Genomic DNA, 17,872 nt, shown 5'->3' with positions numbered 1-17,872 from the left:
GGGTCACCCCACGAAGAACGGCCGGTTCCGCGGCCGACTCCACAGCGGAGCCAGGGCGGCGGGATCGGCGCCGAGGAGGAGCCAGAGGCCGGTGTCGCGGGCTAGGCCTACGACGTAGGGGCCGGTGGTGGTGGCGGCGAGGGGGGCGATCTCCTCGGGGCGCAGGCCGGAGACGAGGAGGAGCTGGTCGGGGGTGGTGGCGGCGACGGCGGCTACGACACCGGGCCAGCGGAGGGTGGCGGCGGAGAAGGCGATGCCGTTGCGCTCGAGACCCTCGGCCTCGCCGACGGTGCCGTCGCGGGAGGGGTCGATGACGCGGATCGAGGAGCTGCCGGCGAGCCGGGCGACGTCGTCGACGAGCAGCCGGATGTCGGCGAGCACCACCTGGCCCCGAGCATGGCCCGGGGCCGGAACGACCCCGCGCAGCGAGCGCCTCACCCGGCGGGCGCGGACGGACTCGCCCCAGAACGTACGCGCGCCACGGGCGCGCCGGACGGGCCAGGAGGTGGTCGCGGCACCGTGCTCACCGGCCACGATCCCGCACGTCGTACGCACGGGCACGAGGCTCGCGTAGGTGTGACCGACGCTGCGGTGGGCGACGTCGAGGCGGGCGAGGTTGGTGGTCATGCTGTTGTGGGTCAGCGGGATGTCGACGGCGGCGGCGCGGCGGCCGGAGGCGCGCATGCGGAGGCAGTACTCGACGGCGTACGCGTGCCAGGCCAGGTCGGGCGACTCGGAGAGCGGCTCGCGCAGGACCTGTGAGCGGGTGACCATGAAGAGCACCTCGTCGAGCGAGTCGACGTCGACCGGGACCGAGGTGGAGCGGCCGAGCGGGACGACCCGATCGCGCATCGCGCCGACGACCTCGCCGCGGTGGCTGACCCCGACCGCACCCAGCACCCCGATCGCCGGGTCGGCGAGGAGGGTCGCGGCGGCGGCCTCGAGCGCGGGCAGCGAGTGCAGGTAGACGTCCTGGTGGACGAAGACGACGACCTCGTTGCGTGCCATCCGGGCGCCGTGGTTCAGCGCCGCACCGGCGCTCGCGAACGCATTCGAGACGTTGTCGACGGGGATCACCTCGGTCTGCCGCGATGCTCCCGGACCGGCCTTGATCGAGGCCGCCAGGCACGACTCCAGCACCGCCGGGTCGTTGTAGACGCAGACGATGGAGACCGGTGTACGCACCTCACCCATGCCTCACCGCCGCGGTGAGCACATCGGCGACGTACTCCTGCTGCTCCGGGCTCAGGTGCGGGAACATCGGCAGCGACAGGATCTCGCCCGCCGCCCGCTCCGCGACCGGGAAGGAGCCCTCGCCGAACCCCAGCGAGGCGTACGCAGCAGTCAGATGAACCGGGAACGGATAGTGGATCCCGGTGCCGATCCCGGCCTCCAGCAGCGCCTCGAGCACCCGGTCACGGTCATCGACCCGGACGACATAGAGGTGCCAGACGTCGACGTTTCCCGGCGCGGACGAAGGCAGCCGAAGACCGGGCACCCCGTCGAGAAGAGCGTGGTAGCGGTCGGCGGCCTGACGGCGCAGCTCGTTCCACTTCTCCAGCCGCGCCAGCTTCGCAGACAGTACGACGGCTTGGACCGTGTCGAGACGGGAGTTCATCCCGACGACCTCGTGGACGTACTTCGTCTCCGAGCCGTGGGCAGCGAGCAGCCGTACCATCCGCGCGATCTCCGGGTCGGAGGTCGTCACCGCACCCGCGTCACCGGCCGCGCCGAGGTTCTTGCCGGGGTAGAAGCTGGTCGCCGCGACGGTGGCGAGCGAGCCGCCCGGGCGACCGTTCCGACGAGCGCCCTGCGACTGCGCCGCGTCCTCGATCACCGGGATCCCGGCAGCAGACGCGAGCAGGAGCAGCTGCTCCACGAACGCGGTCTGCCCGAACAGGTGCACCGGCACGATCGCCTGCGTACGCGGCGTGAGCGCCCGCTCGACCGCGGCCGGGTCGATCAACAGGTGCGACTCGTCGACGTCCACGGGCACCGGTACGGCACCGATCCGGCTGGCCGCCTCGGCGGTCGCGATGAAGGTGTTGGCGGGCACGATCACCTCGCCACCGGGCCGCACCCCGACGGCCCGCATCGCCAGCTCGAGCGCGTCGGTCCCGTTCCCGACCCCGACACAGTGACGAGCACCGACGAAGGCCGCGTACGCGTTCTCGAACGAGGTCACCTCCGGCCCGCCCACGAAGGCGGTGCGCTCGAAGACGCGGTCCAGCCCGAGGCGTACCTCGTCCTCTATCTCCGACTGCTGCGACCCGAGGTCGACGAAGGGCACCTTCACCAGATCAGCTCCTGACGTGAATTGAGACGGCGGGCGGGCACTCCGGCCCAGGTCTCCCCGGCGGGCAGGTCGTTGAGCAGGACCGCTCCCATGCCGAGGACGGAGTCGGCTCCGACGGTGGTGCGCTGACGCACCGAGGAGCTCATCCCGAGGTAGGCGGCCTCACCGATCACGACCTCGCCGCCGAGGGTCACCCCGGCGCAGATGGTCGCGTAGTCGCCGACGATGTCGTCGTGGGTGAGGACCGCGTTGGGCATCGCGACGACATGGCGCCCGACGCGTACGCCGGCGGTCAGCACGACCCCGGCGAGCAGCACGGTCCCGGCACCGAGCTCGCAGCCCGGAGGCACCGAGGCGGCGGGATGAACGATGGTCGCGTAGCGCTCCGGCGCCACCCCGTAGCCGATCAGCCGGTTGTAGAGGCGTCGGCGCGTCGACCCGGCCCCGGCGCAGATGACCAGGTCGTCACCGCAGTCGGTGGCGACCTCGACCGGCCCGATGACCTTGACCCCGCCGGTCCCGTCGACCGAGCCGATCATCTGGCCCCAGCACTCGCGGTCGTCGTCGACGGCGACGATTTCGTCGTACTCCGCCGCCGCCGCGATCTCTCCGGCGAGCCCGCTGGCCGCGACCAGGACGAGCGTGGTCATCGACGCCCTCCCCCCTGCCGGAGTACGTCGATGACCCGCGCCTGCTCCGAATCCGAGATCTGGTGGAAGAGCGGCAGGATGAGCGTGTTGTCGGTGAGGTGCTCGGTGGCCGGCAGGCTGACGGACGGCGAGGCGTACGCCGGCTGCCGGTGCGACGCCATGATCCCGCGTCGCGCCGAGACCCCGGCCTCGGCGAGGGCGCTCAGCAGCCCCTCCCGGTCCAGCCCGTAGGGGTACCCCACCTCGATCCAGAACGACTGGAAGTTGGAGGTGCCCCAGGCCGGGTCGGCCACGGCCCGCAGCCCGCCGATCTCGGCGACCGACTTCGCGTAGACGGCGGCAAGCTCGCGGCGCCGGGCGACGACCTCGGGCAGCCGGTCGAGCTGCACCAGGCCGACCGCGGCCTGCAGGTCGGTCATCCGGAAGTTGAACCCGACCTCGTCGTAGGACTCCGGCGGGGAGACCAGGCTGGCGTGCCGGTCGGCGGCGGAGACGCTCATCGCGTGCTCTCGCAGCTTGCGTGCCCGCTCGGCCAGGTCAGCGCGCGAGGTGGTGAGCATCCCGCCCTCGCCGGTGGTGAGGATCTTGCGCGGGTGGAAGGACCAGGCAGCGATCTCGGCGCCGGCGCCCACGGGACGACCTCGATAGGTCGACCCGGCGCCGCAGGCGGCGTCCTCGATCACCATGATGCCGAGCGGGTCACAGACCTTCCGGATCGAGTCCAGGTCGACCGGCACCCCACCCTGGTCGACCACGATCACCGCGGTCGTCCGCGGCGTGAGGGCTTCCCGAACGGTCGACGCGGTGAGGTTCCCGGAGACCGGTGAGACGTCCGCGAAGACCGGCCGGGCGCCGACATAGACCGCGGCGTTGGCGGTCGCGATGAAGGAGAAGGACGGGACGACGACGTCGTCACCGGGGCTCACTCCCGCCACGACCAGCGCCAGGTGGAGCGCCGTCGTACAGCTCGAGGTGGCGACCGCGTGAGCAGCCTGCTGCGAGGCAGCGAAGCGGCGCTCGAACTCGGCCACGCGCGGCCCCTGGGCGACCCAGCCGGAGCGGAGCACCTCGGCGACCGCCTCGACCTCCTCCTCGCCCAGCCAGGGCTGCATGACGTTGATGCGACTCACGACGTACCTCCGCTGAGCTCGCGCCCCGCCGCGATCTCGGAGCGCAGCGGCGCCCACCACTCGACGAGCTGGCGCAGCCCCTCCTCGAGTCCAATCGTCGGGGTCCAGCCCAGGTCGTCGCGGGCGGCGGAGATGGAGGCGAGCCGGCGGGTGACCCCGTTGACCGCGCGCTCCGGACCGTGCTCGACCCCGAGCGGCGAGTCCATCGCCCGCAGCAGCGCCTCGGCCAGCTCCAGCAGCGAGGTCTCGGTGCCGGAGGCGATGTTGTAGACGCCCTCGTTCACCTCGGAGGCGGCCGCCAGGATGTTGGCGCGGGCGATGTCGGGGACGCAGACGAAGTCCATCGTCTGGCGCCCGTCACCGAATATCAGCGGCGGCTTGCCGTCGGCGATCCGCTCCATCCACCGCACCAGCACCTCGGTGTAGGCGCCGTGCACGTCCATCCGGGGTCCGTAGACATTGAAGTAGCGCAGCCCGACGTAGTCGAGCCCGTGCATCGCCCGGAAGGACCGCACCAGGCCCTCGTTGTAGGACTTCGCGGCCCCGTACAGGGTGTCGTTGTTGTTGTGGTGGTGCCCCTCCGGAGTCGGGAACTCCTCGGCGAGCCCGAAGACCGAGGCCGAGGAGGCGTAGATCAGCTTGTCCACCCGTGCCTGCACGGCGGCCTCGACCACGTTGAAGGTGCCGTCGACGAGCACCTCGTTGGCCAGCCGGGGCTCCTCGGCGCACAGCGTGATCCGGATGGCGGCCTGGTGGAAGACCAGGTCCTTGCCGGCGGTCAGGTCACCGACCAGGTCGCGGTCGCGGATGTCGCCCTCCACCAGCCGTACACGACCGGTGGCGAGGGCGTCGTCGAGGTTGGCCTTGCGGCCCCGGATCAGGCTGTCGAGCACGTCGACGTGCGCGACCCCCGCGTCGAGGAGCTGATCCACGATGGTGGAGGCGATCGTGCCCGCACCCCCGGTGACCAGGACGTTCGCGCCGTTCAGTTTCGTGAGGTCGGGAGAGGTCATCGGATCAGCTCCAGGGTCGGGGTCTCGGCGGCCACCTCGACGAGGGCGCCACGGGCTCGGAGGCTGGTCTGGGCCGCCTCCAGGACGGAGAGGACACGGAGCCCGGCGGCCCCGTCGGTAACCGGTGCGCGCCCGCCCCGGATCGCCCCGGCGAACTCGCCGACCATCCGGGAGAGCGCCTCGTACTCGGGCAGTGCCGGCGCCCAGGTGTCGCCCAGCCGGTAGGAGATGGTCGCGGCGGCGCGGTCGGCGATGTCCACGCTCTGCTGGACCAGGTCGACACCTCGGTCGAAGACGCTGAGCCGCTGTTGCGGGTTGAGGTCGTCCCAGACCAACGTACGCCGGCTCCCGCCGATCACCATCTGCCTGATCTTGGTGGGGCTGAGCCAGTTGACGTGGACGTGGGCCATCGCCCCGCCCTCCAGCGGCAGGGTCAGGTAGCCCACGCAGGACTTGCCCGCTCTGAGCGGGTCGGCGCCGTGCGCGGCGACCCCGGTGGGGCGCAGCCCGCCGGGAAGGATGAAGTCGAGGATGGAGAGGTCGTGGGGGGCCAGGTCCCAGAAGACGTCGACGTCGGGTTGCACCAGCCCAAGGTTGATACGCACCGAGTCGACGAACAGGATCTCGCCGAGCGACCCGTCCTCGATCAGCTCGCGGATCTTCTGCACGACCGGCGTGTAGCAGTAGGTGTGGTCGGCCATCAGCACGAGGTCGTTTGCGCGCGCGGCCTCGACCATGCTCCGCCCGGACTCCACGTCGTCGGCCAGCGGCTTCTCGACGAGCACGTGCTTCCCGGCCCGAAGCGCCCGCTCGACGAGCTGGCGATGCGTGCCCGCCGGAGTCGCGATCGCGACCGCGTCCACGTCCTCGCGCGCGAGCACCTCGTCGAGGTCGTTCGTGGCCAGCACGTCCGTGCCGCCACCGATCACCTCCTGGGCCCGCGCGAGGTCCAGGTCGACCACCGCTACCAGCGTCCAGTCCCGTGCGTTCCGGAAGTTGCGGACCAGGTTGGGCCCCCAGTAACCGGCCCCGACCACTGCCACGCCGAGCGGATCCACATCAGTCATGACGACCATGAAATCGGCGCGGGCGAGGCTCCGAAGAGCCTCGCCCCACCTATCCCCCCAATTAGGGACCGCTCAGCCGGCCTACGGCGAGGCCGGGCGGAACCTCACGTCCACGAAGTAGTTCGTGGAGTTCCAGGATCGGTTCGGGAGCCCCCCTCCGGACCCGTACCGATACCTGCCGTTGGCTCCGCCCGGAGCGGTCAGCGGGCCGACGGTCCGAGACTGGGTGAGCGCAGCGGGCGTCGAGGCGTAGCGTCCGTTGGGCGCGTAATAGGACACGACGTACGTCGCCCCCGGCGTGAGCGCGACCGGTGTCGGCAACGTGGCCGTCTGCCAGCCGGTCGCGGTCTCACCGGTGAAGGTCACCTGCGCGATTCTGGTGCCGGCAGCGTTCCACAGCGAGCCGGTGTGGGTGCCGGTGTTGCCGGTGCCCTTGTAGAACCGGATCGCCGTCACCGAGCCGGCCACCGACGTTCTGAAGGCGGTTCCGACCTCGATCGGCATCAGGTCGAGCGTCGACGCGTTCTGCGGAGTCACCCCGGTGAACAGCGACACCTCGGTCACGACGGCCGGGACCGTGGTGAACGACCACGTCTGCGTGGGCAGGTTCGCCCCGTCGGTCGAGACCACGCCCGAGACCGACACCGACACCGTCGCCCCGGACGGCAGCGCCGCTGTCGGGGTGAAGCGCAGCGTACGTCCGTCGCTGCTCAGCGCAGCCGAACCCGCCACCGAGGAGCCGTTGGCCGTGACCGACATGTTCCACCCGGTCGCGATCGGTGCCGAGAACGTGATCGACGGGTTCACCGAGGTAGCCACCTCGGTCGTGCCCGGGTCCGGATCCTGCTCGGTGACCGAGATGGTCGCGCCCGCCCGTTCGAAGACGACATCGGCGAAGTAGTTCGTCGACCCGAACGAGTACTGCGGGAATCCACCCGCGGCACCGTAGAGATAGCGACCGTTGGTGCCCGCCGGAGCGGTCAGGTCACCCGAGGAGTAGGCGGTCGCGAAGAACTGCGACGTGGTCGCATAGTGCCCCTGCGGAGCCAGGTAGGAGACCATGTACGACACCCCTGCCTGCACCTCGACCGGACTGGACAGCGTTGCCTGCTGCCAGCCGGAGGCGGTCTCACCGGTGAAGGTCACCTGGGCGAGCCGCTGGCCGGTCGAGGTCCACAGCGACCCGACGTGGGTGCCGCCGTTGCCGGCTCCCTTGTAGAACCGGATCGCCGTCACCCGCCCGTCTCGGGTGGGACTGAACAGCGTCCCGACCTCGACCGGAGAGCTGTCGTCCTGGGCCTCGACCGCGGGCACCACGTCACCGAAGAGCGTCTGGCTGGATGGTGTCTCCGCGGATCTGGTCCGGAACGTCCAGGTCTGTGTAGACAGACTCGCCCCCTCTGTCGAGGTGACCCCACTGATCGTGACCGTCACGTCCGCGGATGCGGGCAGCGAGGAGGTCGGGTCGAAGGTGAGTGTCGTCCCGGAGTTGCCGAGCGTCGTCGTCCCCGGGATGGGCTGGCCGTCCGAGGTCGCCGACACCGAGTAGCCGGGGCTGATCGCCGAGGAGAACGACGCCACCACGTTGCTCGAGCGCGGCACCTCGACCGCCCCGGGAACCGGGCTGCGCGAGGTCATCGTCAGCGACGGCGCGCCCTTCTCGAAGACGACGTCGACCATGTAGCTCGAGGGCGAGGTCCCCGCCGGGAAGCCCGTGCCATAGGCGTACGCACCTGCAGTCGAGGTCACCCTCAACGGCGGCTTCGACAGGTCGGCCGAGGCGAAGGCGTTCGGGGTGGCCGAGTAGTAGCCGTTGGTGCGGTAGGAGGCGACGTAGTCGGTGTTCGCCTGGATCTGCACCGGCTCGGTGAAGGTCAGCGTCTGCCAACCACTGGTCGACTCGCCGGTGAAGGTGCCCTGGGCGAGCACGGCGCCGCTGGCCGACCACAAGGTGCCGGTGTGCGGGGCGGCGTTGTTGATTCCCTTGTAGAACTTGACCCCGGTGACGGTGCCGGCCACGTCGGCGCGGAACCTGACGCCCAGCGTCAGCTGCGCGTTCTCCGGATCCTGGAGGACCGTAGGCGTGGCGTCCTCGTCATAGATCGAGCACGGGCAGACTCCTGCCGCGGCCGGCGGCTTGGCCGTACGGAACGACCACGTCTTCCCGGTCGTGATCGCCGTCCCACCGCTGTCCTGGCCCGAGAGCGTGGCGGTGTAGGTGACGAACCCGGCGAGGTTGGCCGACGGGGTGAAGGTCACCGTCCTGGTCGTCGAGTCATAGGCCGTCGACCCGGCCACCACGTTGCCGAGGGAGTCGGTCAGTCGCAGCCCGACCGTCGAGGCGACCACCGGCTTGGTGAACCTGGCGCTCACCGTGGTGTTGCGCGGGACCGAGGACGAGTCGGCCAGCGGCCACTGGTTGGTGGCGGCCAGCGGCGAGTTGTCCGTGGTCGTGAACAGCACGTCCACGAAGTAGTTGGGGTTCTGGTAGGAGCTCGCCGGGAACTGCCCGGCACCTGCGTAGACCCCTGCCGGAGCGGCACCATAGCCACCCTCGACCTCGAACGGGTACGCCTCGAACCCCTGTGCCGCGAACGCCCAGGGCGCCACGGCGTAGTGCCCGGCCGGAGCCGTGTAGGAGACGGTGTATCTCGCTCCCGCGGCGACCGCGACCGGTTGGCTGAACGTCGCCGACTGCCAGCCGCCGCTCGACTCGTTGGCGAAGGTGACCTGGGCCAGCCGCTCGCCGCTGCTGCTCCACAGGGAGCCCACGTGGGTGCCGGTGTTGCCGGCGCCCTTGAAGAAGCGGACGCCCGCGACGTACCCGTCGGCCTGGGGCGTGAAGCGCAGCCCGAGCTCGGCCGCGCCGCCGTCGTTGGCCGACGGTGTCGCCGGGCTGGTGACGGCGTTCCAGGTCGTCGGCACCTCCCGCTGGCCGAGGATGCTGCACGGGCAGGTGACCGCGAAGCTCCTGGTCGCAGCGGTGCCGATGTTGGCGCTGTCGTCGACTGCGCGGACCCGCACCGGGGTGCTGCCCACCCCTGGCTGGACGTACGTCACCGACCAGGCGGTCGTGCCGTTCGCCGGGTGCCACGAGGTGCCCTCGTCGAGGGAGTACTCGACTCCGGCGACCACGCCACCGCCCGTGTCGGCTGCGGTGCCCGTGAGCGTCACCTTGGTGCCGTTGGGCTGCGTCGAGCCGGCAGCCGGCGACGTGATGGCGACCGACGGACCGGTCGTGTCAGTGGTCTTGGTCGCCGCGACCAGGCCGCTCATCAGCGTCGTCGGCTGGGCGTCCATGTCGGCCAGCAGGTTCACCTGCGCCTGCTGCATCCGGCGGTCGGCGGTCTCGTCGTGGTACGGGTTGTCGTGCTCGGAGTCGAGGCCCCAGGTCCATTGGACCGATCCCGCACCGAAGACGAGCGCGCCGCTGGCGGCCCTGTAGAGCGTGAGCGCGTGGGTCGTGGTGCCGTCGCCCGTGGTCCGGCCGAAGTCGGTCATGTACTGGTTGTCGATGAACCCGGTCGTCTCCGACATCCGGATCAGGCCGGGTGGTCGGAACCCGTTGTCCTGGTCCTCGTCGGACTCATAGCCGACCGTGTGTGGTGCCAGCTCGGTCTGGTCGGCGGTCATCCCGGACAGCCCGGTGTTGCGCCACAGCCGTAGCCCGCCCTGGGACTTCTTCACCGTCACCGGCAGGTCGGTCAGGTTGGACATGAAGATGGTGCCGGTCAGGGAGTTCTCGGGTTTGCCGCCGCCCAGGCTCTTGGGGGTGTAGCGCGGGTCGCGCCAGGTGCCGGTCGACTCCGGCGCCGGGTCGAGCTTGGCCTGCGCCCAGGACTCCTTGTAGGTGACCAGGGTCCGGTAGGGCGTGTTGGTGCCGTCCTTCGAGGCCTCGTAGCGGGTCCGCCAGTAGACCTCGTTGCCGCTGAGGAACTGCAGGTTCACGCCCGCGTCGCGCGCGGCCTCGACGTTGGCGCGCTGCTGCCCGCTCCAGTACTCGTCGTGCCCGACGCTCAAGAAGGTCTCGTGGTTCGTGAGCAGTCCGCCGCGGCGGTCGGTGTCGATGCCGGCGATGTAGCTGACGTCGTAGCCGTTGCGCTCCAGGAACCTCACCAGCGGGTATTCGTTGGCGAAGAAGAAGTCGTGGGACGTCCCGCCGGAGCGGGTCGCGAACGGGCGGTTGTAGCTGAGCTTGTAGGCCCGGCCGTTCCCGCCACCGGTGTAGAAGCTGGATCCACCGTAGTTGTTGTAGGCCTGCCAGGTGGTGTCGGAGGTCTGGAAGACGACGTCGGAGGTGCTGTCGTCGTCACGGACGATGAAGGTGATGTGGCTCGACTCGTTGGTGTCGGCGCGGTCCAGCTTGGCGACGTAGACACCCGAGACCGCGGTCGCCGGCACGTTCCAGGAGGCCGAGACCGCCCAGTTGCCGCAGTCGGTGATCTCGGTGGTGGTGTCGCGATAGCAGTTGGGCTGATTCTGCGGGAGGCTCGCCGACGGGGTCACCGAGGTGATCCTGCGAGCGCCGTCACCGCCGTAGTAGCCCATCCGGTAGATCGTGACCGTGTACGCCGAGGCATTCGTGTCGACCTTGAAGTCGATCCGGTTGCCGGCGTCGACACTGATGTCGGTGGCAAACCCCTGGATCGAGCTGTCGCCGGCGCCGGTGATACCCCATTCGCTCGAGGGACTCCCCGGTTTGCTGTTCTCACATGCGATCGCATTGCCCTCCGGGCCACATGGGTCGGCACTGGCGCTCGTGGCAGTGACGAGCGAGATGACAGGGGTGACAAGAACAACTCCGAGCAACGCGGCCAGTCCCGTTCGCAGCTTCACAGTCGTGCTCCTTCTCGGATCAGGCTCGCGAGCTCTCGTCGCGTAACCAGGTGGTGTAGTCGCCGGTCCGGACAGCTCTGCGGGAGAGCATCCGGGCGACGAGGGTGACTGTCATGAAGACCGGAACCCGAAGTCCGATCGCAGGCTGACGCAGCCCGAGCATGAGGAGATCCGAGAGTGATGTGGATCCGTGCCGAGCACCATGGGCGTCGGCTTGAGCGTTGCCGGTCGCGACGCGGATCCTGCGCCTGACCAGGTCTTTGACCGTACGCGGCGGCCGCACGACCACGGTCGCGTCGGTGACGACACGGCGCTCGGCGGGCGTGAACAGCTCCGAGGCGACCAGGTCGTCGTTCATCAGGCTCGCGCCGGCGGCGACCCGGGCCTGACCCTCGGCGGTGAGGCAGAAGGCTCCGCGGCCGAACAGGCCGCTGCGTACGGCTGGGAGGGACTGCCACACCCGGTAGTAGGCACGGACCGGCCAGGAGGAGTGCTCGGTCGGGATGCTCCGTCCGGGCGCGACGGCCAGCACCCCGTCCTCGTCGAGCGCGTCGACCAGCCGGAGCAGGTCGGTGCCGGTGAGGCGAACGTCGGCATCGAGGTGCAGCCGCGGATAGGTCGTCGCCGAGGCGTTGCCGACCTCGACCGCGCGCGCCTTGGAGGCCTCGGCGATCTCCAGGACGCGTACGCCCGGGACCTTCCGCGCCACCGCGGCGGTGTCGTCGGTGCAGCCGTTGCACACGACCACCACCTCGACGGCCCCGTGAGGGATGCCGTCGAGCAGGGCCGTCAGGTTCGCCGACAGCCCCTTGGCTTCGTTGTGCGCCGGCACCACGACGCTCGCGATCATGACGGTCGCACCCCGTTGGGAACGACGAAGTTGATCATGTTGCTGTTGTCGTAGTCCTTGGCGATGACCCGGCCGGGATTGCCGCAGACGAGGCTGTGGGGCGGCACGTCCTTCGACAGCACCGTCCCGGCGGAGATCGTGCAGCCGTCGCCGACCGTGATCGCGCCGGTGATCACCGCGCCCGGACCGATCCAGACGTCGTCGCCGATCGTGGGCAGGCCCTGGTCGCCGTCGGCGATGCGCTGGCCGATGGTGACGTTCTGGTGGAGGACGCAGTTGCTGCCGACCACGGCCGGGCCGACGATGATCCCCGAGCGATGCATGAGCAGCAGCCCGGGCCCGATGTCGGCGCGCCGGAAGATGTCGGCGTGGTGGACGCGGATGTTGCGCCGGTTCCAGAACCAATAGACCCCCAGCGCGAGCACGCCGAGCAGGCGGTTGCGGGTGCGCAGCCGGGTCGCCCAGCGTCCGAAGCGGTAGCAGGCGACGCAGTGCAGCTCGTAGTCGAAGAGCCAGAACCGCAGCCTGGACAGCCAAGACGTACGCGGACCGTCGAGGACGATCGCGTACATCTTGGCCAGGTCGACGTCGAAGTCGCCTGTCACCCGGGCACCGTCAACTAGCAAGGCTCTCTCGATCCTGGGCCGCTGTCTTCCGGCCGACGTACGCCACCAGATTGGCGACCCCGTCGAGGTTCTCGGGCACGGTCTCGGCCTCGTCGACGGAGATCTCGAACTCCGCCTCGAGGAACTCGATGAGCTCCAGGATCCCGGTCGAATCGATCACGCCCGACTCGACCAGCGACTCCGACGGCCCGGGCAGCCGGGTCTCATCACCCAGCAGCAGGCTGTCGAGGATGAAGCCTTCGATCGTGCGCTGTACGTCCGTCATCACATCTCCCTGTTTGTGAACGGTCTACGAATGCCCCTTTGTTCTGTCAGCCGAAGCGGGTCGGGAGCCGAAATCAGGCCCGGAGATGCCGACATTGGGTGATAAACCGGCCGATCCCGATGCCCTGCCATACCTGCACGAGCAAACCTTCGGGCACCGTCCGGGATCGATCGAGGAGCGCCATGTGCGGGATCTGTGGGGTGCTGAGCAGCACCGAGGCGCCTGACCCTGCCCTCGTGCGGGACATGCTGGGCGCCCTTGCCCACCGTGGCCCCGACGGCAGCGGCTACTACCGCGACGAGCGGGTCGCGCTCGGCCACACCCGTCTGGCGATCGTGGACACGGCCGGCGGCACCCAGCCGATGACCAACCGCTCGTGCCGAACGGCAGGCGAGAGCGAACAGGTCTGGGTCACCTTCAACGGCGAGATCTTCAACCACGTCGAGCTGGCCGCCCAGCTCCGCTCCCGCGGCCACGTCTTCGACACCCGCTCGGACACCGAGGTCATCGTGCACGCCTGGGAGGAGTGGGGACCGGGCTGCTTCGAGCGGTTCAACGGCCAATGGGCGCTGGCGATCTGGGACCGCCGGACCGGAACGCTCGTCCTCTCCCGGGACCGCTTCGGCGTACGCCCGCTCTTCTACACGCGCGCCGCCGGGCAGCTGCTCTTCGCCTCCGAGGTCAAGGCCCTGTACGCCTCCCCCGACGTCCCGCGCGAGCTCGACCCGGCCGGTCTGGACCAGGTGCTGACGCTGTGGTCGGCGGTCGCGCCGCGCACCGTCTTCCGCGACATCGCTCAGGTGCCGCCGGGCTCGTATCTCTCCTTCCGGGACGGGGTCGAGGTCGAGCGCCGCTACTGGGCGCCCTCGTTCCCGCCGGCGGGGGCCGAGGAGCTCACCGACCTGGAGGCCAACGCCGAGGCGCTGCGTACGACGCTGATGGCCGCCACCCGGCTGCGGTTCGAGCGCAGCGACGTGCCGGTGGCGGCGTACCTCTCCGGCGGGATCGACTCCGCGGTCACGGCCGCGGCGATTGCGGGCTTCACGTCGGCGCCCCTGCACACTTTCTCGCTGCGGTTCGCCGAGGCCGAGTTCGACGAGGGCGGCTTCCAGGCGCTGATGGCCGAGCGGCTCGGCACCGTCCACCACGACGTCGTGGTGAGCGAGCGCGACATCGCCGACGTCTTCCCCCAGGTCGTACGCCACGCCGAGTCGCCGCTGCTGCGGACCGCCCCGGCGCCGATGTTCCTGCTCTCCCGGCTCGTGCGGGAGGCCGGCTTCAAGGTGGTCGTGACCGGCGAGGGCGCCGATGAGGTGCTCGGTGGCTACGACATCTTCCGCGAGGCCAAGATCCGCGACCTGTGGCTGCGGGACCCGGAGGCCGCCGAGGCGGCGGTCCAGCAGCTCTACCCGTGGATGCACCGCTCCCCCAACCAGGCGCCGGCGTTCGCGCGCAGCTTCTTCTCCCGCAACCTCTCTGCCGACGACCTGGCGATGTCGCACCGGCCGCGGTGGGACTCCACGGCGGTGCTGGCCTCGATGCTGCGGCCGGAGATCCGGTCGGTCGGTGGCAGTGCGGCCGGCGTCGTCGACGCGATACCCGCCTCGGCCGCCTCGTGGGACCCGGTCGCGCGCGCCCAGTGGCTGGAGATGACGACCCTGCTGCCCGGCTACATCCTGGCCTCCCAGGGCGACCGGATGCTGATGGGCAACTCGGTCGAGGGCCGGTTCCCGTTCCTGGACCCGCACGTCGCCGAGCTCGCCGGACGGGTCCCGGCCGAGCACAAGATCTTCGGCATGGACGAGAAGCACCTGCTCAAGCGGGCCTTCGCCGACCTGGTCCCCGAGGAGATCCTGCGCCGCCCCAAGCAGCCCTACCGGGCGCCTGACGCAGCCGCATTCTTCGCCGGCGGCACCCCGGACTGGGTCTTCGACGTCACCTCCGGCTCCGCGCTGGAGGCCGCCGGGGTCTTCCGGCCCGACCTCGTCCAGCGGCTGCTGGAGAAGGCCCGGCGCACGGGCGGACGCGGCCTCGGCAACACCGACAACATGCGCCTGGTCGCCGTCCTGTCGACCCAGCTGCTGCACAGCGAGCTGCTCACCGCACCAATCGCATCGGCCTCACCGCCAACGCCACTCACCGTCTTCGACCAGATTCTCGGGACCACCAGCCTCGAGCCCACCGGAAGGACCCCAGCATGACCACCATCATGACCGCGAACAGCCAGAACGCAGCGTACGGACTGGAGACGCTCCGTATCGACGAGGAGGCGGAGGCGATCCGGATCGGCGACGCGATCCGCCGCTACCTGGTGGCCAACAAGCGCAAGGGAATCGTGCTCGGGGTCTCTGGCGGGATCGACTCCAGCGTGGTGGCCGCGCTGGCGGTCAAGGCGCTCGGCCCGGATCGGGTCTTCGCGCTGCACATGCCCGAGCAGGAGTCCTCCGAGGACACGATCGGGTTCAGTACGAAGCTGACCGACGCCCTGGGGATCGATTCGACACTCGAGGACATCTCGCCGGTGCTGGTCGGCCTCGGTGCCTACCAGCGCCGCGACGACGCGATCCGGCGGGTCGTGCCGGCGTACGGGCAGGGCTGGAAGTCGAAGATCGTGCTGCCCAGCGTGGTCGACTCCGACGCGTTCCGGCTCTTCTCGGTCGTCGTCGAGGACCCCTCCGGCGCCCAGAGCACGCACCGGCTGACGACCGAGGCCTACCTCGAGATCGTGGCCGCGACGAACTTCAAGCAGCGTGCCCGCAAGGCGCTGGAGTACTTTCACGCCGACCGGCTCAACTATGCCGTCGCCGGCACCCCGAACCGGCTCGAGTACGACCAGGGCTTCTTCGTGAAGCTCGGCGACGGTGCCGCCGACGTGAAGCCGATCGCGCACCTCTACAAGTCGCAGGTCTACGCGATGGCCGCCCACCTCGGCGTGCCCGAAGAGATCCAGGCCCGTCCCTCGACCACCGACACCTACTCCCTGGAGCAGTCGCAGGAGGAGTTCTACTTCTCGCTGCCCTACCAGCGGATGGACCTGTGCCTCTACGGGCTCAACCACGGCGTACCGACCGCCGAGGTCGCCGAGGCCACCGGGCTCACCGTCGAGCAGGTCGAGCGCGTCTACCGCGACATCGAGCAGAAGCGGCGTACCACCGCCTACTTCCATGCGGCCCCGATGCTCGTCGAGGACGTCGCCGAGATCGCCAGTCCTAGGTAGATCTCCGAGGCTGCGGCTCGCCGTTCGGTGACCGGAACAGGGTGGTGGAGGCATGTCCCACCCAGAACCCAGGAGGTTCCATGTCCGATCCATCACCAGAACCCGGCGAGATCGTAGACCTGTCACTCGGTCTCTCCGACGCCGAAGCCAAGCCGATGATCGATGCACTCGAGATCGAGATCGACGAGGCCGTCACCGCAATCAACATCTTCGACGAGGACACCGAGGACGGCGAGGCTGCGGAGACCGCAGGCACCGACGCGATGATCCCTGCCGAGGATCTTCCGGAGGACCTGATCTATGAGTGAGATGCTCACCCTCAACGGCAAGTCGATCGACTGGAACAACCCCCCGAAGCAGACCGATCTGGCGCTGTGGTCACGAACGACCTCGAGCGGCAAGCAGGTCAAGGGGTCGGCTCGGACCATCGCGCACCTGTGCGCGATCGACACCGCTGCGCAGAAGAAGTTCGGCACCAGGATCGTCATCATCCAGGCGCCGTTCAACGACACCGTCAGGGCGTCCGCGGGCACCCACGACCACGACGCGTGCACCGACCTGCACATCCCGGGCGTGAACTGGCGGACCCAGGAGAAGTGGCTACGGGCGCTCGGGTACACCTGCTGGTACCGGTTCCCGCCGGCCTTCGGCCACCACATCCACGGGTTCACGCTTCCGCCGCAGTCCGGCGTGGTCCGGACCGACGACTTCCGCGACCTCGGGGTCAGGGTGGGGAAGTACGTCGACGGGGGCTCGGCGCTCTTCGGCTTCCGGGCCACGAGCTCGCAGCTCGACGACTACCTGCACCACGCGTTCGGCCTGAAGGGCCAGCACGGCGCGAACACAGACAAGGCCTGGCACCCCGCCGACATCAGGGCGACGATCTTCGACTACGCGGCGTACGCGAGGTCGAGGGCCAAGCCCGTGTGGAAGCCGAAGAACACCAAGTCGAACCTGGCGATCGTCCAGCAGCAGTTCCAGATCGCCGCGGGGCTCCGCCAGGGCAAGCGGATCCGCACCAACGGCGTTGGGTGGATCCAGAACGCGCTCAACGTCAAGGCGGGCGCCAACCTCGTGGTCAACGGCATCGTGGACGACGCCACCCTCGCCACCTGGAAGAAGTTCGAGCTCAAGATGGGCGGAACCGGCGCAAAGTCCACGCCGGATCCCCGGAGCCTCAAGAAGCTACAGATCGCGTTCCGGTTCGTCGGGCCCGAGGCGCACCTGCCCGGCTGATCAGGGTTGAATATCAAGATTCGTTGATATAATGTCGGCAGGCATGAGCACACCACCCTTCATCCCTGCCGACCACCTAGGCGCCGTGAACCGCGCCCTGACCACCACGACCCGCGGCGGCGAGGAGCTGCGCGTGCTCGTCGTCGAGCGCAGCTACGACGCGGAGCCCGACGAGGTCTGGGACGCGCTGACCACCAAGGAGCGCATCCCGCGCTGGCTGATGCCGGTCACCGGCGACTTCGAGGTCGGCGGCCGCTACCAGCTCGAGGGCAACGCCGGCGGCGAGATCCTCGCCTGCGACCGCCCGAAGCTGCTCTCGATCACCTGGGCCTACGGCGACATGATGTCCTGGGTCGACGCGACCCTGACCGCCTCCGGCGGCCGTACGCTGCTCCGCCTCGAGCACTCCGCCCCCGTCCCGCCGGAGCAGTGGAAGGAGTTCGGCCCCAGTGCCGTCGGCATCGGCTGGGAGCAGATGCTGCTCGGCCTGGCCCTCCACCTCTCCGCCCCCGAGGCCGAGAAGATGGACCCGATGTCCCCCGACGTACTGCCCGCGATGATCGAGCACACGAAGGGTTCCGCTGCCGCCTGGGTCGAGGCCGACATCGCCTTCGGCACCTCCCCCGACCAGGCCCGCGCCGCCGGCGAGCGCTGCGTCGCCGCCTACACCGCGATGCCGGACTAGC

15 protein-coding genes are annotated in these 17,872 nt (G+C 69.8%); 5 read left to right on the top strand and 10 right to left on the bottom strand.

Features of this window, described 5'->3' with window-relative positions; all coding sequences use genetic code 11:
• Positions 1–3 precede the first annotated feature (3 nt).
• From AB0F44_RS26500 to AB0F44_RS26455, 10 genes are all read right to left on the bottom strand, one after another.
• Positions 4–1,194 carry a glycosyltransferase gene (locus AB0F44_RS26500; RefSeq protein ID WP_357359823.1) on the bottom strand — a complete coding sequence of 397 codons (1,191 nt, stop codon included), beginning with the start codon at positions 1,192–1,194 and terminating at the stop codon, positions 4–6.
• Positions 1,187–2,296, bottom strand: a complete 1,110-nt coding sequence (locus AB0F44_RS26495) for a DegT/DnrJ/EryC1/StrS family aminotransferase (RefSeq protein WP_357359822.1) — start codon at positions 2,294–2,296, stop codon at positions 1,187–1,189. Before AB0F44_RS26495 ends, AB0F44_RS26500 begins: the two co-directional genes overlap by 8 nt.
• A complete protein-coding gene (locus AB0F44_RS26490; protein ID WP_357359820.1) occupies positions 2,293–2,946 on the bottom strand; it encodes an acetyltransferase in 654 nt (217 codons plus the stop codon). The genes AB0F44_RS26495 and AB0F44_RS26490 overlap by 4 nt, the downstream gene beginning before the upstream one ends.
• Complete coding sequence (locus AB0F44_RS26485) at positions 2,943–4,076, bottom strand: DegT/DnrJ/EryC1/StrS family aminotransferase (protein ID WP_357359819.1); 1,134 nt, start codon at positions 4,074–4,076, stop codon at positions 2,943–2,945. The genes AB0F44_RS26490 and AB0F44_RS26485 overlap by 4 nt, the downstream gene beginning before the upstream one ends.
• On the bottom strand, positions 4,073–5,089 hold the full coding sequence (locus tag AB0F44_RS26480; protein WP_357359817.1) for an NAD-dependent epimerase/dehydratase family protein: 1,017 nt from the start codon (positions 5,087–5,089) through the stop codon (positions 4,073–4,075). Before AB0F44_RS26480 ends, AB0F44_RS26485 begins: the two co-directional genes overlap by 4 nt.
• Positions 5,086–6,156 carry a Gfo/Idh/MocA family oxidoreductase gene (locus AB0F44_RS26475; RefSeq protein ID WP_357359816.1) on the bottom strand — a complete coding sequence of 357 codons (1,071 nt, stop codon included), beginning with the start codon at positions 6,154–6,156 and terminating at the stop codon, positions 5,086–5,088. Before AB0F44_RS26475 ends, AB0F44_RS26480 begins: the two co-directional genes overlap by 4 nt.
• Positions 6,157–6,237: 81 nt before the next feature.
• Entirely contained in the window at positions 6,238–10,992 is a 4,755-nt protein-coding gene (locus AB0F44_RS26470; RefSeq protein WP_357359814.1) for a DUF4082 domain-containing protein, read from the bottom strand.
• A gap of 19 nt (positions 10,993–11,011) precedes the next feature.
• Positions 11,012–11,842, bottom strand: coding sequence for a glycosyltransferase (locus AB0F44_RS26465; protein ID WP_357359812.1), 831 nt, complete (start codon positions 11,840–11,842; stop codon positions 11,012–11,014).
• A complete protein-coding gene (locus AB0F44_RS26460) occupies positions 11,839–12,447 on the bottom strand; it encodes a serine acetyltransferase (RefSeq protein WP_350661960.1) in 609 nt (202 codons plus the stop codon). The genes AB0F44_RS26465 and AB0F44_RS26460 overlap by 4 nt, the downstream gene beginning before the upstream one ends.
• A gap of 10 nt (positions 12,448–12,457) precedes the next feature.
• Complete coding sequence (locus AB0F44_RS26455) at positions 12,458–12,733, bottom strand: acyl carrier protein (protein WP_357359810.1); 276 nt, start codon at positions 12,731–12,733, stop codon at positions 12,458–12,460.
• A 182-nt stretch (positions 12,734–12,915) separates the two neighbouring features.
• On the opposite strand from AB0F44_RS26455, the gene asnB reads away from it, so the two are divergent.
• From asnB to AB0F44_RS26430, 5 genes are all read left to right on the top strand, one after another.
• A complete protein-coding gene (gene asnB, locus AB0F44_RS26450) occupies positions 12,916–14,934 on the top strand; it encodes an asparagine synthase (glutamine-hydrolyzing) (protein ID WP_357359808.1) in 2,019 nt (672 codons plus the stop codon).
• Positions 14,931–15,950 carry an NAD(+) synthase gene (gene nadE, locus AB0F44_RS26445; RefSeq protein WP_357359806.1) on the top strand — a complete coding sequence of 340 codons (1,020 nt, stop codon included), beginning with the start codon at positions 14,931–14,933 and terminating at the stop codon, positions 15,948–15,950. The genes asnB and nadE overlap by 4 nt, the downstream gene beginning before the upstream one ends.
• 80 nt (positions 15,951–16,030) lie before the next feature.
• A complete protein-coding gene (locus AB0F44_RS26440) occupies positions 16,031–16,258 on the top strand; it encodes a hypothetical protein (RefSeq protein ID WP_357359804.1) in 228 nt (75 codons plus the stop codon).
• A complete protein-coding gene (locus tag AB0F44_RS26435) occupies positions 16,251–17,186 on the top strand; it encodes a hypothetical protein (RefSeq protein WP_357359803.1) in 936 nt (311 codons plus the stop codon). Before AB0F44_RS26440 ends, AB0F44_RS26435 begins: the two co-directional genes overlap by 8 nt.
• A 43-nt stretch (positions 17,187–17,229) precedes the next feature.
• A complete protein-coding gene (locus AB0F44_RS26430; RefSeq protein ID WP_357359801.1) occupies positions 17,230–17,871 on the top strand; it encodes an SRPBCC family protein in 642 nt (213 codons plus the stop codon).
• Position 17,872 lies beyond the last annotated feature (1 nt).

This window comes from Nocardioides sp. NPDC023903, assembly GCF_040639295.1.
In the GTDB taxonomy this organism is placed as follows: domain Bacteria; phylum Actinomycetota; class Actinomycetes; order Propionibacteriales; family Nocardioidaceae; genus Nocardioides.
This window is presented reverse-complemented; position numbering and strand designations above follow the sequence as displayed.